The 24,001-nt window shown below is 42.7% G+C and carries 16 protein-coding genes; 14 read left to right on the top strand and 2 right to left on the bottom strand.

Annotated features, from left to right (window positions below):
* The first annotated feature begins 25 nt into the window (after positions 1 to 25).
* The 5 genes from hisS (at position 26) to AAEY88_RS07405 (ending at position 7,492) form a co-directional block, all read left to right on the top strand.
* Complete coding sequence (gene hisS, locus AAEY88_RS07385) at positions 26 to 1,333, top strand: histidine--tRNA ligase (RefSeq protein WP_350560973.1); 1,308 nt, start codon at positions 26 to 28, stop codon at positions 1,331 to 1,333.
* A 103-nt stretch (positions 1,334 to 1,436) separates the two neighbouring features.
* The gene (locus tag AAEY88_RS07390) at positions 1,437 to 2,267 is read left to right on the top strand and encodes a tetratricopeptide repeat protein (protein ID WP_350560975.1); all 831 of its coding nucleotides are present in this window, start codon (positions 1,437 to 1,439) and stop codon (positions 2,265 to 2,267) included.
* A 91-nt stretch (positions 2,268 to 2,358) separates the two neighbouring features.
* Positions 2,359 to 3,552, top strand: coding sequence for an outer membrane protein assembly factor BamB (gene bamB, locus AAEY88_RS07395; RefSeq protein WP_350560977.1), 1,194 nt, complete (start codon positions 2,359 to 2,361; stop codon positions 3,550 to 3,552).
* A gap of 381 nt (positions 3,553 to 3,933) precedes the next feature.
* Positions 3,934 to 5,364: a ribosome biogenesis GTPase Der gene (der, locus tag AAEY88_RS07400; protein ID WP_350560979.1), complete on the top strand. Its 1,431-nt coding sequence runs from the start codon at positions 3,934 to 3,936 to the stop codon at positions 5,362 to 5,364.
* A 178-nt stretch (positions 5,365 to 5,542) separates the two neighbouring features.
* Positions 5,543 to 7,492, top strand: a complete 1,950-nt coding sequence (locus tag AAEY88_RS07405) for a HAMP domain-containing sensor histidine kinase (RefSeq protein ID WP_350560981.1) — start codon at positions 5,543 to 5,545, stop codon at positions 7,490 to 7,492.
* Between the two features lie 112 nt (positions 7,493 to 7,604).
* Here the strand turns inward: AAEY88_RS07405 and AAEY88_RS07410 are convergent, their stop codons facing one another.
* Positions 7,605 to 8,711: a D-alanyl-D-alanine carboxypeptidase family protein gene (locus AAEY88_RS07410; protein WP_407074437.1), complete on the bottom strand. Its 1,107-nt coding sequence runs from the start codon at positions 8,709 to 8,711 to the stop codon at positions 7,605 to 7,607.
* Positions 8,712 to 9,368: 657 nt separating this feature from the next.
* Positions 9,369 to 9,770 carry an MCR_0457 family protein gene (locus AAEY88_RS07415; protein WP_350560985.1) on the bottom strand — a complete coding sequence of 134 codons (402 nt, stop codon included), beginning with the start codon at positions 9,768 to 9,770 and terminating at the stop codon, positions 9,369 to 9,371.
* Between the two features lie 769 nt (positions 9,771 to 10,539).
* Here AAEY88_RS07415 and surE point away from each other — a divergent pair.
* The 9 genes from surE to AAEY88_RS07460 all read left to right on the top strand — a co-directional run bounded on the left by surE (position 10,540) and on the right by AAEY88_RS07460 (position 23,759).
* Positions 10,540 to 11,373, top strand: coding sequence for a 5'/3'-nucleotidase SurE (surE, locus tag AAEY88_RS07420; protein WP_350560987.1), 834 nt, complete (start codon positions 10,540 to 10,542; stop codon positions 11,371 to 11,373).
* Positions 11,374 to 11,537: 164 nt separating this feature from the next.
* The gene (locus AAEY88_RS07425; protein ID WP_350560989.1) at positions 11,538 to 12,326 is read left to right on the top strand and encodes a peptidoglycan DD-metalloendopeptidase family protein; all 789 of its coding nucleotides are present in this window, start codon (positions 11,538 to 11,540) and stop codon (positions 12,324 to 12,326) included.
* Between the two features lie 380 nt (positions 12,327 to 12,706).
* Positions 12,707 to 14,932, top strand: coding sequence for a UvrD-helicase domain-containing protein (locus AAEY88_RS07430; RefSeq protein WP_350560991.1), 2,226 nt, complete (start codon positions 12,707 to 12,709; stop codon positions 14,930 to 14,932).
* A 176-nt stretch (positions 14,933 to 15,108) separates the two neighbouring features.
* Positions 15,109 to 16,056 (top strand): LysR substrate-binding domain-containing protein, encoded by a 948-nt coding sequence (locus AAEY88_RS07435; protein WP_350560993.1) that lies wholly within the window; start codon positions 15,109 to 15,111, stop codon positions 16,054 to 16,056.
* Positions 16,057 to 16,187: 131 nt separating this feature from the next.
* On the top strand, positions 16,188 to 17,459 hold the full coding sequence (locus AAEY88_RS07440) for an aspartate aminotransferase family protein (protein WP_350560995.1): 1,272 nt from the start codon (positions 16,188 to 16,190) through the stop codon (positions 17,457 to 17,459).
* A gap of 112 nt (positions 17,460 to 17,571) precedes the next feature.
* A complete protein-coding gene (locus tag AAEY88_RS07445; RefSeq protein ID WP_350561107.1) occupies positions 17,572 to 19,047 on the top strand; it encodes a VOC family protein in 1,476 nt (491 codons plus the stop codon).
* 152 nt (positions 19,048 to 19,199) lie between these two features.
* Complete coding sequence (locus AAEY88_RS07450) at positions 19,200 to 20,690, top strand: aldehyde dehydrogenase family protein (RefSeq protein ID WP_350560997.1); 1,491 nt, start codon at positions 19,200 to 19,202, stop codon at positions 20,688 to 20,690.
* A 307-nt stretch (positions 20,691 to 20,997) separates the two neighbouring features.
* Entirely contained in the window at positions 20,998 to 22,455 is a 1,458-nt protein-coding gene (nhaC, locus tag AAEY88_RS07455; RefSeq protein WP_350560999.1) for a Na+/H+ antiporter NhaC, read from the top strand.
* Positions 22,456 to 22,472: 17 nt separating this feature from the next.
* Entirely contained in the window at positions 22,473 to 23,759 is a 1,287-nt protein-coding gene (locus AAEY88_RS07460) for an FAD-binding oxidoreductase (RefSeq protein ID WP_350561001.1), read from the top strand.
* Positions 23,760 to 24,001 lie beyond the last annotated feature (242 nt).

A 24,001-nucleotide genomic window follows, 5' to 3' on the forward strand; every position in this document is an offset into this window, starting at 1 on the left:
TAACGTTTGAGGATATGACTGCATCATGATTAAAGCTATTAAAGGGTTTAACGATATTTTGCCAGAACAGTCTGCACAATGGCTGCACTTAGAAGCGGTATTAGCAAATGTATTGGCCAGATATGGTTATGAGCATATCCGCTTACCGATCGTTGAGCAGACCGATCTATTTGCCCGTGCCATTGGCGGTGCTACTGATATTGTCGAAAAAGAGATGTATAGCTTTACGGATAAATCTGAGCCACCAACGCCGCTCGCTTTACGTCCTGAAGGGACAGCTGGGGCGGTACGCGCAGTCATTGAACACAATCTACTGCGTGGCGATACCCCAAAATTATGGTATATCGGCCCAATGTTTCGCTATGAGCGCCCGCAAAAAGGCCGCTATCGTCAATTTCATCAATTGGGTGTAGAAAGCTTCGGTAGTCCCCTACCGGATGCGGATGCCGAATTAATTGCGATGACTCATTTGATGTGGCAAGAGTTGGGTCTTAAAGATGAGATGCGCCTGCAGCTGAATAGTTTGGGCGAGCTTGATGAGCGTCATGCGTATCGCGAGGCGCTGGTTGCTTATTTGACCGATAAGCAAGATCAGCTAGATGATGATAGTAAACGTCGCTTGACGACCAATCCGCTACGTATTCTAGACAGTAAAGAAGCGACTACGCAGGCGTTATTGGTTGATGCGCCAAAGCTAGCTGACTTTTTGGGTGCAGATAGCCTGGCGCATTTTGAGCAAGTTCAGGCCTATTTAACTGCGCTTGGTATCGATTATGAGCTCAATCCGCATTTGGTGCGCGGTCTTGATTATTATAATAAAACCGTCTTTGAATGGGTGACAGATAAGCTAGGTAGCCAAGCGACTGTTTGTGCTGGTGGTCGTTATGATGGTCTGGTTGGACAATTGAAGTCTATCGGCGTACGTGATGACGCTCGTGATAAAAAACCCATTAAATCGGAGCCTGCTGTTGGCTTTGCAATGGGACTTGAGCGCTTATTATTACTTATTGAAGCCGTTGCTCCATTTGCAACTACCTCAGCTTGTGATGTGTTTGTGGTTGCTCATCCGGAAGTATATAGCGCTGGCATTAATTATGCGCAAAACTTACGTTATGATCGTCCGGATTTGCGTATCAAAATGGCGAGCGCCACTAGCCTAAAAGCGCAAATGAAAAAGGCGGATAAGTCTGGTGCGGCATTGACCGTTATCTTGGCGCAGCAAGAGCTTGAAGACAATACTATTAGCGTTAAAAATATGCAGACTGGTGAGCAAACGACTGCCGCACAAGATTGGTTGTCGAGTGTAGAAAACTTTTCATGCGATCAGTCATGAGCGCCGCTCTATAATCAAGCTTAGCTTTAACACAAACGTTTTTAATATGAATGCTTGTGTATAGACTTACTTTTAGTCACTAGATTTTATCAGGTAAATAAACATGGCTCTGACCCCTAATTCGCCAAATGCAGACAACTCGATGCAAGCGCTTAAACAATATGGTAGCTATATCACCACAGCTATTCTATTGGCGCTAGCTGGCTACTTTGGCTGGACGTATTGGCAAGACAATCATGCCCGGGTAGATACCGTTGCCGCTGATCATTATGCAGATATTCAGCGATTGAACGAAGAGGTGAGTCTGGCGGCACAAAATCCGGACCTAGAAACTGAAGCACTGGCGGCACTCGCAGATAGCCGTAAGCAGCTCAATAAAGATATTGATGCATTGGTTAGCACTCATGGCGATTCTGTTTACGCGTGGCAAGCGCTAATGATTAAAGCGCGCCAACAAGTCGATAGTGATGACTTTACTGGCGCTAGTGACACCCTAAAAAAAGCACTGGCTATCGATTTGGGTGATGCCGGTTTAAGCGCTATTACACGCCTGCGTTATGCAGAGAGCCTACTAGCAGCAGGCGATGTGGATGCGGCGTTGTCGCAAGCTAATAACGATATGCCAAGCTCGTTTGAAGGCAGCCAGCAAGAGCTGTTGGGTGATATCTACTTAGCAAAAAATGATAAAGACGCCGCTATCAAATCTTATAGCAATGCTTGGGAGTTGTTGCGCAGTCGTCAAGAGACACGCGCTGTATTGGCTTTAAAGATGGAAAGCCTTGGTATCGTTCCTGAGCCTATCAGCGAACAAGTCAGTCTTATTCAAGCGTCTGCAATACCTGAGCCGTCAGCAATCAAAAATACTGTTAATAATAATGCAGATGATAGTAGCACTTCTAATGTCCCTAATATTCCAAACCAAGCAGCGCAATAAACCAGTAGGACCATTACTAATAAGTAGTACTGATTCATAGCGCAATTTACTTTTTTATTGTTAGTTAATTTATTCGTAGTGAGAACATACAATGACCCCTTCTATTCGCTCTGGTAAGACTATAAAAGCGACTGTCATGAACGTGGCAGTATTGGCGCTGATGACGACTGCTGTCGTTGGGTGTAACCGCGGCATCAAGCCGGTGGTTAATGATCCTGTGAAATTGATGCAAATTGCACAGCCAATTAGCGTGCTACAACCGGTCTTTAACGTTGATGTCGGTAATAAAAAGGCCAGCAAAAAAGATCCATTGGCCCTACAAGTGGGCTATGATAATGCCCAAATCGTTACCGCCTCACGTGGTGGCGACTTGATGGGCTTTGATAATGCCGGTCAGCGTTTATGGTCACTCAATGTTAGTGATCAAATAACTGGTGGGGTGGCATTAGATTCTCTCAGCCAAACTGCGGTCATTAGTACTCGCGGTGGCAAAGTGATGGCATTTGATAGTAGTACTGGTGCCAAACGTTGGGAGCAGCAACTATCAGGTTCGGTCTTGGCGCCTGCTTTGATTGCTAATAATCGAGTGATTTTATCGGCTAATGATGGGTTCTTGCATGGGTTGTCGCTGCAAACGGGACAACCGGTTTGGCAGTTTGCCACTCAAGTACCTGCAATCAGTATCCGCGGTGCGGCGGCGCCAACCTTATTAGATGACAAAACAGCATTGCTTGCTACTGCTGATGGACGTCTGCACGCCATTACCACCGATAGTGGTCTACCGCAGTGGTCACGCCGCATTGGTGTGGGTATGGGCAGCAGTGAAGTTGAGCGCATGAGCGATGTTGACGGTATGCCTATAGTTGATAACAATCAGCTGTTTGCTATCAGCTATAGCGGTCAGTTAATTGGGATTGACTTAGCCTCGCGTCAGGTCATGTTTGTCAATGAGCTTGCTAGTCTCAAGGCAGTAGCAGTAAATAACCAACAAGTTATCGGTACTAGCTTAGACGGCAAAGTTGTCGCTTATAACCGCAGTAATGGTCAGATCTTATGGGAAAGTAATGTACTCGCTTATCGCGAATTAACCAATCCGGTAATGATTGGCAACTATATTGCGATTGGTGACCTCGATGGGGTGGTGCATTTGTTTGATCCTGCGACTGGTAATATTGTGAGCCGGGTGCAAACCAAAGGGGCGCTTACTAATCTACAAGTACAAGGCAGTCGCTTGATGACCCAAAGTACATCTGGGCAAGTAGCAATTTGGCAATTGGCACGCTAAGCGTTTTACTAGCAGAGCCTAGCTTGTACTTAAATTCATATTATTTTGAATTGACTGTACACATTAATCGTATTATTTAACGGTCTAGATTGGCAGTATGTCTTTGCAACAGACGTATAAGATATAAACGCTGCTTAGTCAGCGTTTAATGCCTTGTGTAAATATCGCATTTCGCGTAATCTATGCGCCCTTGGTCAATTTGCCAGGTATTAGATGATCACTAATCAATTAGTATTAAATTAAATTGATATACTAATCAATCGTTTAATAGCTGCCAGCTATCTATTTTAATTAAGATCCTTTTATCATTATCATTCATTTAAGTTTGCGGTAATAGACAGCACATTCGCTGTCAGCATTGTCCGTCACTGAGAGTAACGCATGAGTATTAAGCCAGTGGTCGCCTTAATTGGCCGTCCAAATGTCGGTAAATCCACCTTATTCAATCAGTTCACTAAAAGTCGGCAGGCATTGGTTGCCGATCTTTCAGGCCTGACGCGTGATCGCCAGTACGGTGATGCCGAGTATGAAGGTAAGTCTTTTATCGTTGTGGATACCGGCGGTATTGGTGAAGCCGATGACGGCCATGGTAATATTGATGACTATATGTCTGAGCAATCTTATACCGCGATTCATGAAGCTGATATCATTGTATTTGTGGTCGATGCGCGTGCAGGTATGATTGGTGCTGATGCTGAAATTGGTAAATTTTTACACACATTAGGCAAACCGGTATATGTGGTTGCTAACAAAGCCGATGGCGTCCATGAGTCTGCACCTGCTGAATTTTATGCATTAGGCTTAGGCGAACCCTATCCGATGGCGGCCAGCCATGGTCGCGGTGTTGGTAATTTGCTCGAAATTTTAACGGCTGAGATGCCTGAGCAAGACACCTTAATGGAGCCTGAAGGCTTAAAACTGGCTATTATTGGTCGTCCCAATGTCGGCAAATCAACCTTGGTCAACCGCTTGTTGGGTGAAGATCGAGTGGTAGTGTTCGATATGCCGGGCACGACCCGCGACAGTATTTATATTCCTTATAAGCGCGATGGCAAAAACTATGTACTGATTGATACTGCAGGTGTGCGCCGCCGCGGAAAAATCGATGAAAAAGTAGAAAAATTCTCTGTTATCAAAACCCTGCAAGCGATTGAAGACTCGAATGTGACGGTCATTGTCATTGATGCCCAAGAAGGTATTGTTGATCAAGATTTGCATATGATAGGTTATGCGCTTGATGCTGGTCGTGCCTTAGTGGTCGCGATTAACAAGTGGGATGGCCTAAGTTCTGATCAAAAAGATTTTATTAAGTTAGAAATGGATCGCCGTTTTAACTTTATATCTTATGTTAAAGTGCATCTGATTTCTGCATTGCACGGTACCAACGTGGGCAATCTATATCCGTCAATCTTGCGTGCTTATCAGTCTTCTATGTTTGAAGTGTCAACCAATCGTTTGACTCAAATCTTGCAAGATGCGGTCGCCGCCAGTCCACCGCCAACGGTCGCTGGTCGCCGGATCAAACTGCGTTTCGCGCATATTGGTGGTCACAATCCACCAGTGATTGTCATTCATGGTAATCAAACTGGCTCGCTACCTAAGAGCTATCAGCGTTATCTTGAGAACCAATTCCGCCAAGTATTCAAGCTGGAAGGCACGCCGCTTAATGTGGTCTTTAAGCTTAATGAAAACCCATACGCTAATAAAAGCGATACGCCAACCAAAGCGAAAGTCCAACAGCTGCGTCAGCGTGAGCGTAATCGAGTGCAAAAGTTTACAACGCGTGATAAAAAGAGCGACAAAAGACGTTAAAAAAGACAGATTAATTGGTCTGCTTATCCGTTTTTATACGATTCGTTCTCAGAATATTTTATCTACACTTTATAATGATGGTTACTTCCGCCATCATTATAAATTATCACTAAACAAACATGATTGTTCTTATTATCATGTACTATAAGCCTAAGCTGTCCTTAAGTTATCAAACTACATGCGCACACATTCTGCTAGAACCATTCCTACCCTTATCCGGCGCTCGGTCTGGCAAGCCATTAGCTTGGCTGTTCTGATAGGATTTCTGTTATCCTTTATATATGGCTTTGTCTATCATTATCAACAAAAGCGCCTTTATGTTCAGCAATTGACCGAATTGCTTGCTAGTAGTGGCTCAACTGCAAACGGGGCTAATCTAGTTGCTAGGCAAGTGAGTACGCTGTTGAATAGCGATTCTACTTTACAAAATATTGTATTTTATTCAACCAATTATCCTATTAATGCGCTTAATCAAGAAACTATGGGTGATGTAAGTAGTGATTGGTATAACGCCTTGTTTGCTGATACTGTCAATTTTAATCATACGGTAACCAGTCACTATCTTAGAGGGAATAGTATTCAACGCGCCAATGCCAGTCAGCCCATTTCTGACCCCTTGTCTATGAGTAATATAGAAACAAAGTCATCAGGGTCTAAGCCTATCTCTAGTAACACCTTAGTCGGTTATATCAACATTACATTAGATGTAAATAAGATGCGTTGGAACTGGGTACGTATCAATTTATTATCTTGGCTTGCTACTGTTATTGTGGGTATCTTTGGCGTTTGGTTTATCTTACGGAAACTCAACTGGCCGACCAGAGATGTTATCGAACTTGCCAATGTATGTGACATGGCGGTCAACAATGCGCAGCTTGAAAAGTTACCGGCTATCCAACAGCATTTCGACTTTCAAGAATTGGTACGTCTTAAAAAAGCTTTTATTATCTTATTTAATCGACTAAAGATTGTAAAACAAGACTATCAGGCGCTGGCAGATTTTGAACAGCAGCTGCATAATAAGGATTTGTCTCTTGATATGCAGCGTCATAACTTTCAGAGTATGATTACCCATGAGCTCAAAACCTCACTCAATGCCATCTCCGGTGGTTTGCAGCTATTAGACAATCAATACCTCAATGAGGAACAAAAAGATATTCTGGCTATAATCCACAAAGGCAGCCAACAGTTAGAATTGACACTTGAGCAGATTATTCAGCTCAGTAAGATAGAACAAGGCCAAATTGGTATTAGCTTAAGTGAATTTAATCCACTGCAAATGATTACCGATTTACTAGAAGAGTTCGAGCCTGCCGCTAAGCAAAAAAATCTGGCGCTTATTAGTCGGGTCCAACATGTTGATTATGCCCTTGAGGGAGATGCTAGTAAAATTAAGCAAGTCCTCGCTACCTTAATTGATAATGCTATTAAGTTCACCAATAACGGCCAAGTAATCATCGAATCCCAGCTGATGCATTTTAACGAAAGTACTCGCTGGCAGATCAAGGTAATCGATACGGGTATTGGTATTGACCCTATCTATATAGAAGATGTTTTTACCCCATTCTTCCAAGTGGACTCCTCGCAAACACGAGCCCATGAAGGATTGGGAATAGGGTTGTCAGTTATTAAGCAAATCGTGCAGTTGATGGGCGCCTCTATTGAATTAACCAGCAAGCTTGGCGCCGGTAGTCAATTCACTATTTTGATACCGCTACGTCATAGGTATCAAAAAAAGCACCAATATTTGCTACAGGATGTTGATATCTTGTATTACCACTACGATGATACTGATTCTATGGTTGAGGAGCTGCAACGCCTTGGTGCTGATGTTACTTGTCAGCAGGATGAACAATCCCTGCTAGATCAAATAGCAAATACCAACGTCAATGTAGTGATGTTTGCAGAAGAGGTGTTGCCGGAGCATGTCAAACAGTTGGCACTGTGTATTCGTGCGCAGGAAACCACGTCGCGCTCGTTATTAATTTATTGGTATCCACCGTATAAAGCACGTTATGTAGATAGCTTTGAATATGGCCTAAAAGCAGCAGGAGTGGACTACTGTCATAGTGCTACAAGTGATTCTAAAATACTAGCGAGTCTGCTAAGAAAATGGCTAGTAACCTGATAAATGATGGAATGTCCTATCTATAAAAAAATCATTCTAGCAATAAAAAAGACGCCTTATTTTAAGCGTCTTTTTTATTGCTAAATTTCTATGGGTATTAACTGCTTAGCTATTAGAATATGTTCTGTGCCCAGCGTACGACATGTTGCCACATACGGCTCATCAAGCCTGATTGTTCAACATCAATAGTAGCGATAATAGGTACTGATGCCACGGTTTTGCCATCAATCACTGCCATCATCTTACCGATTTTCTGACCTTTTTTGATTGGCGCTTCTAGGCTTTCAGGGACATCTATTACGGTAGTGATTTTATTCTTATCAGTTTTGGTGGTTAGAACTTGTAAATTATCGCCAGTTATTAGCTCTATCTCGTTCGCTTTTCCAAACCATACTGGTAGCTTGCTGACAAACTGTCCTGCTGGTGCTTTAGTAACGGTAGTGAAGTGACCATAGCCCCAGTTAAGTAGCTCACGCGACTGATCGGCACGTGCTTGCTGACTTTTTGTACCCATAATGACCGAAATTAAACGCATATCATCGCGATTGCTTGAGGCTACCAAACAATATCCGGCTGCATCAGTATGTCCCGTTTTTAGACCATCAACCGTTGGGTCAGTAGCAAGTAAAGCATTGCGATTACCTTGGGTGATGCCATTGTAGGTAAATTCTTTTTCTGCGTAGATATTATAGTAGTCGCCACTGTTCTTGATAATGGCACGCGCCAGCTTTGCCAAATCTAAAGCTGAGGCTTCGTGACCTTCATCAGGCATGCCAGTGGCGTTTACAAAATGGGTATGCTTCATACCAAGTTTCTGTGCTTGTTCATTCATCAAGGTTGCAAATGCGCTCTCACTGCCAGCAATATGCTCAGCCATAGCTATTGAGGCATCATTACCCGATTGAATAATGATACCGCGCAACATATCGATGACGCTTGCCGTTTTATTCACTGGTACATACATACACGACTGGCTGCTACTACCACGGCACCAAGCATTCTCGCTCATCAGTACTTGTTCATCTTCTTTTAAGTCACCTGATGCCAAACGCTGCTCAATGATATAACTGGTCATCATTTTAGTCAGTGATGCCGGTGGTAGGGGTTGATTGGCGTTTTTTTGCGCTATTATTTCCCCAGTATTATAATCCATTAATACATAAGCACTATTGTCCATTTCAGGGGCTGCAATAGCGGCATTGGCCATTATTGTACCCATAGACAGGCTGACACCGACGACCAGCTGTACCAAATGTTGTTTTACATATTTTACTGTCATAAATTGCTACACCATGTCATAAAACCAAATGTGTCTATCGTCAACAATACCGTGCACTGACAAAGGCGGCTACAATAGACGATGGACATAAAATTAACGCCTTATCTTAGCAAAATGCTCATCTAAGGAGAGTAAGTAGACACGATAAGATAAGAGGTTGATAAGGAAGGAGAGAATAATCTAAAAATCAATTTGCAGCAATAGGCAGCTAAGTAATCGTTCAAATTTAATGAATAATGATATAAAAGCACTCATGATTTTATTACCACAAAAATCTTGAATATGAAGTGTCTGCTATAAACAATGTTTACTATAAAAAGGCATGGCACAAAAAAGCTTGCTGTGCCACTCAATATGATGAGCTGGTCGACAACAAGCTGTTTCTACATTTTAAATATTATAGAACGTGGTTAAAAAAATTTTTCTATAATATTACTGTTTAAAAAGTTACTGTTTAAAAAGTGGCCAGTTATAACTACTTTATTTACAAGAGGCCATTATTATTGTTATTGCCTTCTAGTTTTATAAAGTACTTATATTATAAGACGCTATTTTAATATTGTTAGCAATATCGTAAAAGTACTGATTGGCTTACGCTTAATACTCTGCATTTGCTAAATCTTCACATAACGCTTTATTCTCTGGCTTAGAGAAACCAAGCGTCCAGCTCCGAATACTTTGTAGTATTTGGCGATAATCTTGCTGGGTTGATAAGTACTGAATGGCGGCTTTTGGGTCTTCTAAGGTTGGCATCAGCTCATGCAGCTGTACATTATAAGACTTATAAAAACGCTGCTTTTGATTGCGGTTGAGCATCGGTGGGCAAATTTCAGACAATACCTGCATAACTGCGATTTCGTGTTTGGTAATATTCATGCCAGACATATCGAGTGGAATAGTGGTGGCTGCGTTACTGGCTGCGCTTACTGATTGAGATAGCAAGGCAACAGACATAACCACACCTGCAATACCAACTTTTGACGCTGTTTTTGAGACCATTCTAGTGGTCATATAAACTATAGAGAATATCGATTGATTTTTCATTCGGTATCACACTCGCTCTGCATTATTTAATGGTCTTATGGTAATCGGAAACAAAATAAAAGTCACATAATATATTGATTTATGTGTAGATATATTGTGTTTTAGAAGCAATTCACAGTAACATATCCGTAGCATCCTGCTGTAAGTTACCTCAATATTAATGCATAAGCTAACATTGTTAGACGTTGTTGCTCAATGTAACGTAGATCGCAACATTAATATCAAAAAGTCAAACACTGCCTTGTATTGATTGGGCCACAAAGCAATAGCCATCGCAACTAATAATAACTATAGCGATTGATAAGAGGCAACAAGATATTTAAATTAACTATACTGACTTAGTTTATGACTGCTCCCTATTAGGGTATAATCGCTTTTAATATTATGGCACGGTCATGCAGAGAAAGACTGGTGGTCAATTAAATGGGTGCCAACAAGTTAGTAATGGCCGTCGAGTTGGTCGTTATACTTTTACACAACCTCGTTATAATTTGACGTGTCATCTTTCACCTTTAATATTTGCAGTTAATTGTGACCATCTATCTTGCGACAAATTATTTATTCAGGTACAGCGTGATTAAAGGCCTTTGATATTTACTGCCTATGGAAAACGCTATGCTAATAATAAACAGCACAAAAGCCATGTTTTATTATAGCAAATTTTTTCAACAGTTTTATAATAACGAAGTGTCCAAGCAGTCAGATATGAGTATATTGAGCAAACATGAAGTTTTTAATTAGTAATGATGATGGCGTACATGCACCAGGACTATTGGCCTTGTATCAAGCACTCTCTACTATCGGAGAGGTGATGGTAGTCGCTCCAGATGCGGAAAAAAGTGGTAGCGCTAGTGCATTACATATCTCTCAGCCATTATATACCCATAAGCTAGAATCAGGATTTGTGGCCGTTAACGGGTCGCCCGCTGATGGTGTCTATTTGGCACTGCATCAGCTGTATCGTAATATCCGCTTTGATTGTGTGATTACCGGTATCAATTCGGGTGCCAATCTGGGACAAGATGTTCTTTTTTCGGGTACTTTTGGGGCGGCATTAACAGCGCAGCTTTTTGGAGTGCCGGCTATTGCCACTTCCTTAGTTGGCGGCACTATTAAAGGCGATGGGCATGACAAAACGAGCCATTATCAAATGGCCGCGAATGAAATCGTTAAACTCTTGAGAGAAACCTCTATATTAGAAGAACTCAAAAGTTTGCCCTATCATGTGTTAAACGTTAATATTCCTGATGTAAAAAGTGCTAAGGATACTGAAGGTCGCAAGATCACATCGTTAGGGCATAGTCGCATAGCACGTCCTGTACATCATGTGGTTGATCCCCGCAGGCGAGATGCATATTGGTTGTCCTTGCAAAAATGCCAGTATGAATCGAGAGCCGCGACGTTAAGTGGGCCATCTCAGTCGCTTGTGCAATTAGATAAATCGACCACATCAATTGAACCTGTAAATCATACATTAGTAACGCAATGTGCCAATACGTCATCTATCCATACTGATAATCAAGCAGTAGCGGCAGGCTACATAGCCTATCGCCGGTGAGACTACATCATACGCCAACGACCACGCTTGATAGGCTGTCGGCACTAGCACTATAAATAGTTTTATATATATAACAGATGCTTTATGATCTCATATATGAGCTTATAAAGCATATACGGAATAATACAACGCTTATCAGTAACATAAAGAATAGGAAATTTTGTATGAAAAAGCTTATTACTGGATCGCAACTAGCGACTGTAGCCTTGGTTGGCGTTATGACGGTAGTGATGGCTGGCTGTGCGACCAAACCCAGCTATCAGACCGCCGCGCAACGGAGTCCTAAGATCATTAACAATGCTCAAGGTGTGCCTAATTATCACCTTGTAAAGCGCGGTGATACGGTCAGTCAAATTGCTTCACGCTATAAACTGAACTATCGTCAAATCGGTGCGCTCAATGGCTTAGACAGCAAGTACACTATTTATAGTGGACAGTTTCTCAAGCTATGGCAAGGTGGGGCGGAAACTCCTGCACGCAATAACACTGCCAGTACGCCAGTGCCAGCTCGTCCAACGTATACTCCACCGACGTCAAATGCCCCTTTAACACCGCGCCCAACGTATGAAGTGACCGCAAACTCTACGGCAGGCTATGACTATCCCAGTCGCAACCAAGTGATCCGCAACTTTGATGCGTCAGCTGGTAATATGGGTATGTGGTTCGCCGGTAAAGAGGGTGATCCCGTATTGGCAAGCCAAGATGGAACGGTACTGTATTCAGGTAACGGTTTACCGGAATATGGCAACTTGATTATGATTCGTCATAGTGACAATTACATCACCGCTTATGCACATAACAGTCAGTTACTGGTCAAAGAGGGCGATCAAGTACAGCGCGCTCAGCGTATTGCTAGTATGGGTAGCAGTGGCCAAACCAATCAAGTGGCTTTAGAGTTTCAAGTGCGTTTGAATGGCAATCCTATCGACCCTCGTGCAGTATTGGGTCGTTAAGGCGCTAGCTAAAATTTCACCTCTGGTATTTAACGATACTAGATAAATATAAGCTAAAGCAGATTTTAAAAATTCCAAAGCCTGTCGCTGTTTTTTATATGACTTGGACGTTATATAAAAAGTAGCGATAGGTTTTTGCGCATAGGGGTAATGGTTGTTCGTTTAAGTGACTTATCTCGTCTATAAATGCACCTTATACTTTATAAAAAGCGCGCGATCACTTGATAACTATGAGCAAAAAAGAGTTATAAGTATGGAAAATCAGTCAGTTATAATAGAAAGTATAATGTCATTATCAGTTAAGTCAGCCGGTAAGAAATTCCCAAATAATGTGTCAATAACACTAAGTTAAAGAATGATACTAAAGGCAATATTTAATAATGAATACTACGATTTTTGATACGCGCCACTACCAATATCCGCAAAACTTCATCGAGATTAAGCCCAAGATTCAGCGTTTAGAGCAAGCCATTAAAAAGCTAGAAGCGAACTTAATTGATGCCGATGCCGAAGTACTTAGCCAACGGCTTAGTAATGATTTAGGGTTGAGAGTAGACTATGCGCATGAGCTAAACCCCAATCAGCTCTTAGCCGCAACCACTATTGATGGCAAAGTATTAGTCATTGCTGGTGCGGGCTCTGGTAAGACTAAAACCTTAACCTATCGCACCAGTTATTTGATAGAAAATAGGGTGCCGCCCAGTCAAATTTTATTGCTGACCTTTACTCGTAAAGCCGCTAATGAAATAAAAAACCGTGCCAAAAATTTGCTGGCAAGTTCTTTGTCTAATAGCAGTTCGACTCACAGCATTCTATCTGACAGTCATTTATCAAGTAGCCCTTTATCAAACAATCATTTACCTGATAACCAGTCGCTCAATGATATCACCAGCGGTACTTTTCATTCATTTTGTAATAGGCTGTTGCGCCAGTATTCAGGGCTACTCGGTATCAACTCTCGTTTTACTATCTTAGATACTGGCGATGCCGAAGACGCTATTGACCTTATTAATAAAGAAAAAAAGTATCCCACCCAAACCAATATCCAAGCCTTTCCGCGTAAAAAAACCTTACAAAACATCATCTCAACGTCTAGAAATCGGCGCATCTATATCCGTGATTTAATTGAAAATAACTATCCCGATATTGCCGTACATATTCCTATTATTGAACAATTAGCAATGGATTTTCATGAGTATAAACGTGCCAATCATCTATATGACTTTGACGATATTATTAGCCAAGTGGTACGCTATCTAAAAACCAATGACAAATTTCGCCAGCTGATACAACAGACTTATCGCTATATTATGGTCGATGAATATCAAGATACCAACATTCCACAAAAGCAGCTGATTGACCTTATTTGTAAGCCTGAGTCAGTATCGCTGATGGTAGTTGGTGATGACAATCAAAGCATTTATGCTTTTCGCGGGGCCAACTATGAGAATATCTTATTGTTTGGTGAAACCTATCCTCAGGCCAAACTGATTAAGCTTGAGCAAAACTATCGCAGTACGCCAGCGGTTCTTGATTACATTAATGCCCTATCAGAACAAATTACTTTAGGCTATCAAAAACAGCTATATTCTGGGGCAAGGTTAAATGGTCACAAGCCTATATTCTGTCGGTTGAGTGACGAAACCAAAGAAGCCAAGTATATTGCCGATAAGATTATAGAGTTAAAACCAGACTATGATTATAACGACTTTGCGATACTGTGTCGTACCTCCTTCCAATCCAACTACGTACAGCTGGAATTCATGGAGCGCCACATTCCTTTTATCGTCGTTGGCGGTATCAAGTTCATTGAAAGACGACATATCAAAGACGTATTGGCGTTCGTTAAAATATTATATAACCCCAATGACACCATTTCATGGCATCGTATTTTAACCTTATTCAAAGGGGTAGGAGCAGTAACCGCGACTAAGCTTACGCAAGCAATTAACGCGGATAACCACTCTTTTGAGCCGTTATTGGCGGCACCATTCGCTAAAAAGAGCGAACAGCTTAAACCGTTATATACGGTCCTTAGCAAAGCCAGTCAAGCAGAATCTGTTAAACAGATTATTGAGGATATTCTAGAGTTTTATATCCCTATTCTAAAAATTATTGAAGACAATTGGCGTGAGCGTTCGGAGGACTTTCGGGTACTTAAAAACTTAGCACAAGAACATACTAGCCTTGATAGCTTCTTAGAAAATCTAGCGCTTGATCCGCCTAATGATTCAGTTGCTGCCTTGGGAAAGTCTGAGAGTACCGATAATAGTAGCGACAATGATAAAGTCACTATCTCGACCATTCATAGTGCCAAAGGCCTAGAGTGGCCGATAGTGTTTGTGAATTCTTTAGTAGATGGCCTAACGCCACATTACCGTTCTTTAAGCGATTTTGAGGAGTTGGAAGAAGAGCGTAAGCTGTTTTATGTGGCTTGTAGCCGCGCTAAGAGCAGCTTGTATCTAACTGCGCCTGATTATTTTGCCAGTTATTCAGGTTACTTTGACAAGCCGTCACGGTTCATCGCTGAGTTACCGGTCGATAAAGTGGCGGTAGAGACGGTAACAAAGCCTATAGTAGAGAGTGATGAGCCGCTGTGGTGGTGACTGATTGCCTTAATACGCTAATACTTAATACTCAATAAGCCCATGCTTAATGCGCCAGCGTTTGTGAAAAGTGTTACGGTTACAAGTTTATGTTACTACAGCTGATATTATTCAGCGCTAGATGAATATATTGTATCGATTGTACCTTTACTGATATGGAATAAGAAAATATTGTTATGAAAACTGACACCAATAATCCCCTTGCTTTTAGAAGGTATCCTTCGACGACCGCTTTACAATGCTTTGAGACTGCCGCGCGGCATTTAAGTTTTACCAACGCCGCACAAGAGATGCATATGACTCAAAGTGCTATTAGTAAGCAAGTGGCACAGCTAGAGGAGATGTTAAATATCTCCCTTTTTTATCGTACTCCGCATCGAATATCATTGACGCCTGCTGGCAAGACTTATTATCTTGAGGTTTTAGACATTCTTAAGCATATTGAAGTGGCGACCACCAACTTGATGTCGCATAGCAGTAATACAGAAGTACTCAGGATGGTCTCGCATCCTACCTTTTGTTCGCGTTGGCTGATGCCGGCGTTGAGCGGCTTTAGCCAAGCTTATCCGTTAATTAATTTGGATATTAAGGAGCAGGTTGGGCCGTTTTTTTCTGAAGACCAAAACGTCGATATTGCCTTTCTTTATGGCGATGGTATTTGGGGCGGGATGGAAGCTATTAAGCTATTTGATGAGTATTGTGTCGCCGTTTGTAAGCCTGAATATCTTCATAATAAAACCCTCTGTGCTGATACCTTGAGCGACTGTATATTGCTACAATTAAGCTCGCGTCCTAGTGCCTGGTATGAATATTTTAAGCAGCAGAATATCAGTGTTGATAGTACCTTTGTAGGCCCGCGCTTTGATACTTTTCATGCTTGCATTGCAGCGGCTTTACTCGGATATGGTATCGCGCTGGTACCCTTGCGTTTGGTAGCACCTGAGCTCCAGTCAGGTACGCTGGTAACGGTATGGGATTATGCCGCAAAAGGCAGAGGTGCTTACTATATGACGTATCCGTTATCTTTGGGTAGATCGCATAAGGTCAAAGTCGTTTTAGAATGGGTCTCCGCATATCTTGATACTCCTGATCAGCGTGAAGATACGCTAGGGTTTGTTGTTTAGCCTGCTCTATTTTAAATGGTCTTTTTGAGGGTAATGACAAAAAGGAATGAAGGCACAACTATTATTCGTTTGCTGAGACCGTAGGATTTTGTTGAAATGAGGGTCTAACTCAAGGAAGAGAAGAGACAGTCATGGATAAGCTGTATAACGTTACTGATGCTTTTACGATGGTGCATCCAGTAACGCTTACCAGAGGAGTCAATGCCAAAGTTTGGGACAGTAATGACCACTGCTACATCGACTTTGTTGGTGGTATCGGAGTCTTGAATTTTGGTCACTGTCACCCTCACATCGTCACCGCCATTATTAATCAAACCCAGTCCCTCATTCATTATGCCTATAATGCGGCCGCTCATACGCCGTATCAAACTCTTATGCCGCGGTTATGTGGCCTGATTCCTATTGAGGGTGAGCTGGCAGGTATGCTCACTAACTGCGGTGCTGAAGCGACAGAAAATGCGATAAAAATTGCTCGTCTTAATACCAATCGTGTTGGGGTCATTGCCTTTGATGGCGGTTTTCACGGGCGCACGCTTGCAGCTGTTAATCTCAATGGCAAAGTTGCCCCTTATAAACGCGGGCTAGGGCCTTTAGCCAGCTGTGTCTATCATATCCCTTTTCCCAGTCCAGACAATGAGGTCAGCGATCAGCAGGCCATCAATGCGCTAGAGCGTTTGTTTGAAGTAGAGACTGATATCAATAATATCGGCGCTATTATCGCAGAGCCGGTACAAGGCGAAGGTGGGTTTCAACTGATGTCGCCGTCGTTCGCTAAGTATCTGCGTAATTTCTGTGATGACCACGGCATTTTACTTATTATGGATGAGATTCAGTCCGGCTATGGTCGTACTGGGTCGCCTTTTGCTTTTACCCATTTAGGTATTGAACCGGACATGATATTACTGGGTAAGAGCATCGCAGGTGGGCTGCCTTTGGGCGCTGTGATAGGCAAAGCCAGCATTATGAATGGCTTATCTAAAGGTAGTTTAGGCGGTACTTATTCGGGTAATCCGGTCGCCTGTGCTGCGGCAAATGCCACTATAGATATCATGCAAGAGGATGAGGTATGGCACACTGCCAAGCATTATGCCCAAACGATTGAAACGACCGTAGCGCAGTGGCAACAGGAAGATATCTCGCCTTGGCTTTATGGTCTCACAGGCATTGGCGCTATGCGTGGTATTGAGCTGCGGCACCCTGAATATGGGACTCATTCAAGTGTGATGGCACGCGTCTTAACTCAAGCGCGAGAGCGCGGCTTGCTACTTATGCCAAGTGGTAAATATCGTCATATTATTCGGCTACTACCGCCACTGACTATCGAGCCTGAAACGCTACAAGCTGGTCTCGATATTTTAAAAGAGGTGCTGAGTGCCATTCCTGATGAAGCGCCCATGACATAGTCATCAATCTTAAATAAAACGACTGCATAAGACCGTTTTATTACCAGTTTTTATTATCAATTTAATACGTTAAATAAATGAAAGAGGATACCCATCTGTGAATAATAAATTTATGAGTAGCGATGATATTCGCCATAAGTTCTCTGTGGCGATGTCAGCAATGTACCAAGACGAAGTCCCATTATACGGCGATCTTATCGGTTTAGTCACGGAGGTGAATACAGAAGTGCTCGCTTCTCAGCCTGATATTAAAGCTCAGCTCGAGCATACCGGAGAAATTGATAGGCTGAGTATGGAACGTCATGGAGCAATTAGATTGGGTACGGCAGCAGAGCTCAGCATGATGCGCCGCCTTTTTGCAGTGATGGGTATGTACCCTGTTGGCTACTATGATTTAGCCCCTGCTGGCGTGCCGGTGCATTCGACGGCATTTCGAGCTATTGACGCGCACTCCCTACATAAAAGCCCATTTCGAGTATTTACCTCGTTATTGCGCCTAGATTTAATAGGTAATGATACTCTCAAGCAAGAAGCGCTTACTGCCTTAGCCAACCGTCATATTTTTACTGATAAGGCCATCAAACTCATTGAGCACTTTGAGGCGCAAGGTGGCTTAACCGCAGCAGAGGGTAAAGATTTTGTCGTTGAGGCCTTAGAGACTTTTCGCTGGCATGATAAGACACCAATCTCAAAAGAGTTGTATGAGCGATTGTCCAATCAGCATCGTCTTATCGCTGACGTGGTTGGCTTTAAAGGCCCCCATATTAATCATCTGACCCCTAGAACGTTAGATATCGATGCTGTCCAACAAGGTATGCAGGCAAAAGGGATACCGCCAAAAGCCATTATTGAAGGGCCGCCAAGACGAACCTGTCCGATTCTATTAAGACAAACCAGCTTTAAGGCACTAAAAGAGAGGGTCAGTTTTAAGCGTGAGCAAGTCAGCTCTGCAATAAATAGCTCTGAAATAAACAGCTTTGAACAAGGGCAGCATACGGCGCGGTTTGGCGAGATTGAACAGCGCGGTGTGGCGTTAACACCTAAAGGTAGGGCGCTGTATGATAAATTACTCAGTGACGCTCGCCACCAACTCGGTGCGACACCAAATGAAGACAATGCCTCTGAGTACTATCAAATTTTAGAGAAAGCGTTCGAGGCATTCCCTGATGATTATCGGTCTTTGCATGCTGCAGAGCTGGCTTATTTTTATTATCAGGCTGATTCTCAATCAGTTGGGCAAAACATCGATAATCTGTCTGTCGTAGATAGCAAGGTGACTAATTTGAAAACGACCAATATACAAAAAGCCCGTTTAAAAACTGTCGCCTCGAAACCAGCAATAGTGGCGCTGATTAACCAAGGCGCTATCCGTATTGAACCTATTGTTTATGAAGATTTCTTACCGGTGAGTGCGGCAGGTATCTTCCAGTCTAATCTTCAGCAGGATAAACAAAGCAATTATGAAGGTCACTCAAATAAACATGAATTTGAGCGGGCGTTAGGCGCAAAGGTCTATGATGAACTCGCTTTATATGAAGATATGCAGGCGCAAAGCCTCGACAAATGCCTTATTTCGTTAGAATATTGAGGGTAAGGAATAAAGATAGATAGCCAACCCGTTTAAACCCCATTCCAAAACGGAATGACAGCAAGAAATTTATTATTTTGCAACTTGACGTCTTGCAAGGTAGCTTTGAAGGCTATTAAGGACGTTATAAATTTATATACAAAGGATTGATTATGATTAAGCAATATATGTCTGCCATGGGCGTCAAAGAAGAACAATACAAAAATGGCGATTTTGAGGTCAATACCCCCATAGATGGTGCAGTTATCGGTAAAGTTACCTTAGATACTGTGGATTCTGTAAACAGTAAAATACAAAATGCCAAAGTAGCTTTCCAGGAGTGGCGTACCGTTCCTGCACCCAAGCGTGGCGAATTAATTCGTCTGCTGGGTGAGGAGCTCCGCGCGCATAAAGAAGATTTGGGTGCTTTAGTGTCATTTGAGGCGGGCAAGATTAAGGAAGAAGGTCTTGGTGAAGTACAAGAGATGATCGACATCTGTGAATTTGCAGTCGGTGTTTCACGTCAATTGTATGGCTTGACTATTGCCTCAGAGCGCCCCGGTCACCATATGCGCGAATCATGGCATCCTCTTGGTGTGATAGGCGTAATATCCGCTTTTAACTTTCCAGTCGCCGTTTGGTCTTGGAACACCTCCTTAGCTATTGTTTGTGGTAACCCCGTTATCTGGAAACCTTCAGAAAAAGCCCCTTTGGTTGCTTTAGCTTGTCAGGCCTTGTTCGAAAAAGCATTGGCAAAGTTCGGTGACGCGCCAAAAAACTTGTCTCAAATACTATTAGGCAAAACGGACATTGGCAACGCTTTAGTCGAAAATAAAGATGTCGCTCTAATCAGCGCGACCGGCAGTACCCGTATGGGCAGAACGGTTGGGCCTAAAGTTGCTGAGCGTTTTGGCCGGTCTCTACTTGAGTTAGGTGGTAACAACGCCATGATCTTGGCGCCAACTGCTGATTTGGATCTTGCATTACGCGGCATTTTATTCTCAGCAGTTGGTACCGCTGGCCAACGTTGCACTTCATTGCGCCGCTTATTCGTTCACGAATCGGTCAAAGATGACATTTTACCACGGGTAAAATCAGCTTATTCGACAGTGAGTATTGGGCATCCACTAGAAGGTAATTTGGTAGGGCCACTCATTGATGAAGAGAGCTTCAATAACATGCAAGCCGCTCTAGAAAAAGCTAGAAAGATAGGCGGCAAAGTTACTGGCGGCGAACGGGTGTTAATGGACAAGTATCCTAATGCTTATTATGTAACGCCTGCCATTGTCGAGTTTGATGAGCAAAACGACGTTGCTAGAACTGAGACCTTTGCGCCAATCTTATATGTCATGACTTATAAAGATTTTGATGACGCGCTTGCGATGCAAAATGACGTTCCTCAAGGATTGTCGTCATGCGTCTTTACCAATGATTTGCGTGAAGCTGAAATATTTCTGAGCGATCGCGGAAGTGATTGTGGTATCGCTAACGTCAATATTGGGACTAGTGGCGCTGAAATTGGCGGTGCGTTCGGCGGTGAAAAAGAAACCGGCGGTGGCCGTGAGTCTGGATCGGATGCATGGAAGAATTACATGCGCCGTCAGACCAATACCGTCAACTATTCAACTGAGCTACCACTCGCTCAGGGTATTAATTTCGGTTAATACAAAGCGAATTAACGTTCTATTTAAATTTGATTAATGTACAGAGTGCTAAGTATGCCCCGCGTATGCTTAGCATCCCAAAAGTTATTGTACAGTAAGTGAATGAGTAAAAATTTAGTTACGTTTTTCTAGGCTTTGCATCATGCAAATAATAAATATTACTGATGTTTAATCGCAAAATTTTTACTCATCTTTACTCATTATAAGCAACTAAGGATTGGTTGCTAAAATTATTAATAACTATTGTTGGTTATAGCATGGTTGGCTATAGTTATTGATTGCTACTACTAAGGAAGGTAGGTGTATTATGATTGACGACAAACCGCACGATCCTGCTATAGATGGCTATGGCCCATCTTCTAGTTTTTTACTCGATATTGCCCCTCTAGTTTTGACTGCCATGATTCTAATGGTTCAGTTCTTCATATTTAAAGATTTTACCCCTCATATACCACTCGCTTGCGGCATCTTGATCACTGGCTTATTTATGAAGATGCGTGGCCGTGGCTGGCAAGGTATGGAAGAACGTTTTTTGAAAGTAATCAAAATTGGTCTGCCAGCGATGATTATTCTAATGGGTGTCGGTATGCTCATTGGCGCATGGATTATTGCAGGGACAGTCCCGACCATTCTATATTATGGCTTTAGTATATTTTCTCCTTCCACCTTTTTAGTTTCTGTTTGTGCGATCTGTGCCATCATTTCTGTCGCCACTGGTACTTCGTGGGGCACTGTCGGTACGGTCGGATTGGCGATGATGGGAATTGGCTTGGGGCTTGGTATCCCAGCACACTTTACAGGCGGCGCTATCGTTTCTGGTGCTTTTTTTGGGGACAAAATGTCGCCGCTATCAGACACCACTAACTTGACTCCTGCGGCAGCGGGTGTTGAGCTTTGGGACCATATCAAAGGCATGTTGCCGACAACAATCCCAGCGATGATCACCGCGTTAGCTATCTATGCTTGGATTGGCATGGGTTATGGTGATGCCAATATTGATTTGTCTGCTATCCAAGCGTTACAAGCCAACTTAGCTGCTAACTACAACCTAAGTATTATTACCTTATTACCTGCTGTGGTCGTTGTCATTGCGGCTGTTATGAAAATGCCTGCGATACCAACGGTGTTAAGTGGCGTGTTTGTGGGATCAGTGATTGCAGTCTTTATGCAAGGCGTTGGTGTTAGTGATGTTTTTAATGTTTTACAAAATGGCTTTGTCAGTGAGACTGGTTTTGCGGTTGTTGATCAGCTACTGTCAAAAGGTGGCGTTATGTCGATGACTTGGGTTATCAGCTTGACTATCTTCGCCTTGGGTTTTATCGGCGCACTTGAACACTACGGTACGCTTAAAGCGATCATGGCAAAGATCAATCGCTTCGTAAAGTCACGTTTAGGTTTGATTTTTACTACTTATGTTAGTGCGCTCAGCGTGGGTACGCTCATCGGTGATGTTTATACCACTTGTGTTCTACCAGGGCGTTTACTGCAAGACAAGTATAAAGAAATGGGCTACAACCGTACCACCTTGACTCGCTCTATAGAAGACGCTGGTACACTTTTATCACCGCTTATCCCTTGGAACATGGGTGGTAGCTTTGTAGCCGCAACTCTCGGGATAGCAACCTTGACCTATGCCCCTTTTGCCTTTTTCTGCTGGTTATCACCCTTGTTTGGCTTGTTATGGGCGTTCCTCAACAAGTTTATACCGCGTGAAGAGCCTTCTGCTAATACGCTTGATAAGGCATCTTCTATAGGAAATGCGTGATATAAAGAGAGGTTAAAATGTTACAAGAGAAATGCTTATGGAGCGTTACTGCACCTACAATTGATCATTATGATGAGCTTACTAGCGATACAGAGACCAGCGTTTGTATCATTGGCGGTGGCTTTACGGGTCTATCTGCTGCGATACATTTGGCTGAAAAAGGGGTCGCTGTTGTATTATTGGAAAGCCAAACTATTGGCAGTGGCGGCTCAGGGAAAAGTGTCGGTCTCGTCAATTCAGGTACTTGGGCGCGGCCAGATGATTTGAATGTTGCTTTAGGAGAGACAGACGGAGAGCGCTTAACTGAGGCGCTGGGACAGGCCCCAGACTTAGTGTTTGATTTGATCAAACGTTATGGTATCGATGCGCATGCGACGCAGAATGGTAACATTCATATGGCTCATAACGCCAAAGGAGAAGCGGATGTTGATATCAGATATGAGCAACTGCGCCGCCGCGGGGTCAATGTTGAAGTATTAACGGGCAGTCGTTGTCATGAGTATTGCGGGACAACCAGCATTAATAAGGCGCTGTTAGACCTTCGTACCGGCACCTTAAATCCTCTCGCTTATGTCAATGGTCTTGCTGAGGTGGCCGTTAAGCTTGGGGTGATTATTTATGAGCATTCAGCGGTTGATACTTTAGAAAAATCGGATGGGCAGTGGTATGTAAAAACACCCAAGGCCAATGTAAAAGCTGAGCGCGTCATTATTGCCACTAACGCTTATACCGAAGGTGAGTGGACAGAAGTGACTAAGACCTTTTATCCGGTATCCTATTATCAGATAGCCTCTGAGCCCTTAAGTGGTGAGCTGGCAGATCGTATCTTACCTCATAGGAATGGCGCTTGGGATACCCGTTTGGCCCTGTCTAGTTTTCGCCGCGATAAAGATGACCGTTTGTTACTCGGTACTGTGGGCGGTAAAGCTTGTAAACCGAAAGCATTTTATCAGTCATGGGCTAATTATGTCCAAAAGAGCTACTTTCCTTATTTACCCAAGTGTAACTGGCAATACGAGTGGTATGGAAACTTTGGCTTTACCCAAGATCATATCTTTCGGGTGTTGGAACCCGACGAAGGCATATTGACCGCAACTGCTTATAATGGCCGTGGTATCACTACTGGCACGTTAATGGGGAAGTGCTTTGCTGACTATATTCTGACTGGAAATAGAGACAGTATTCCCTTACCATTTAAAACATTAGAGGAATCGAAAGTTGCTTTACCAGGGATGAAATCTGGATTTACCGAGCTGGGACTTACCTTATATCATATGGGTCAATGTTTAAGAATTATTAGATAATGGAGAGTAACAAAGAATTAAAAGTGGATTAAAGTCTTAAATATTTGATTGGTATTTGTTGCATTAATTAATATTGAGGTAGCTAGTATCCAGTCTACTAATAATAATAAATATACATTTTTATCATCGATATTGAGGTAGTACTCTAAGCTGAGAAGGCAAAAAGAGATTGATTTCAAAAGCACAGCTATCGCTGGCATGATATAGAGGATACGACCTTAGATAGTGGTTTATTATTTATC

Source organism: Psychrobacter sp. CAL346-MNA-CIBAN-0220, from assembly GCF_040309805.1.
Taxonomy (GTDB): domain Bacteria; phylum Pseudomonadota; class Gammaproteobacteria; order Pseudomonadales; family Moraxellaceae; genus Psychrobacter.

Bases quoted from the DNA above. Each gene is read 5' to 3' on its own strand.
- bamB (WP_350560977.1), top strand. From the start codon at position 2,359: ATGACCCCTTCTATTCGCTCTGGTAAGACTATAAAAGCGACTGTCATG.
- AAEY88_RS07440 (WP_350560995.1), top strand. From the start codon at position 16,188: ATGGATAAGCTGTATAACGTTACTGATGCTTTTACGATGGTGCATCCA.
- AAEY88_RS07435 (WP_350560993.1), top strand. From the start codon at position 15,109: ATGAAAACTGACACCAATAATCCCCTTGCTTTTAGAAGGTATCCTTCG.
- der (WP_350560979.1), top strand. From the start codon at position 3,934: ATGAGTATTAAGCCAGTGGTCGCCTTAATTGGCCGTCCAAATGTCGGT.
- AAEY88_RS07425 (WP_350560989.1), top strand. From the start codon at position 11,538: ATGAAAAAGCTTATTACTGGATCGCAACTAGCGACTGTAGCCTTGGTT.
- AAEY88_RS07390 (WP_350560975.1), top strand. From the start codon at position 1,437: ATGGCTCTGACCCCTAATTCGCCAAATGCAGACAACTCGATGCAAGCG.
- surE (WP_350560987.1), top strand. From the start codon at position 10,540: ATGAAGTTTTTAATTAGTAATGATGATGGCGTACATGCACCAGGACTA.
- AAEY88_RS07445 (WP_350561107.1), top strand. From the start codon at position 17,572: ATGAGTAGCGATGATATTCGCCATAAGTTCTCTGTGGCGATGTCAGCA.
- AAEY88_RS07450 (WP_350560997.1), top strand. From the start codon at position 19,200: ATGATTAAGCAATATATGTCTGCCATGGGCGTCAAAGAAGAACAATAC.
- nhaC (WP_350560999.1), top strand. From the start codon at position 20,998: ATGATTGACGACAAACCGCACGATCCTGCTATAGATGGCTATGGCCCA.
- AAEY88_RS07410 (WP_407074437.1), bottom strand. From the start codon at position 8,711: ATGGGTACAATAATGGCCAATGCCGCTATTGCAGCCCCTGAAATGGAC.
- hisS (WP_350560973.1), top strand. From the start codon at position 26: ATGATTAAAGCTATTAAAGGGTTTAACGATATTTTGCCAGAACAGTCT.
- AAEY88_RS07430 (WP_350560991.1), top strand. From the start codon at position 12,707: ATGAATACTACGATTTTTGATACGCGCCACTACCAATATCCGCAAAAC.
- AAEY88_RS07460 (WP_350561001.1), top strand. From the start codon at position 22,473: ATGTTACAAGAGAAATGCTTATGGAGCGTTACTGCACCTACAATTGAT.
- AAEY88_RS07405 (WP_350560981.1), top strand. From the start codon at position 5,543: ATGCGCACACATTCTGCTAGAACCATTCCTACCCTTATCCGGCGCTCG.
- AAEY88_RS07415 (WP_350560985.1), bottom strand. From the start codon at position 9,770: ATGGTCTCAAAAACAGCGTCAAAAGTTGGTATTGCAGGTGTGGTTATG.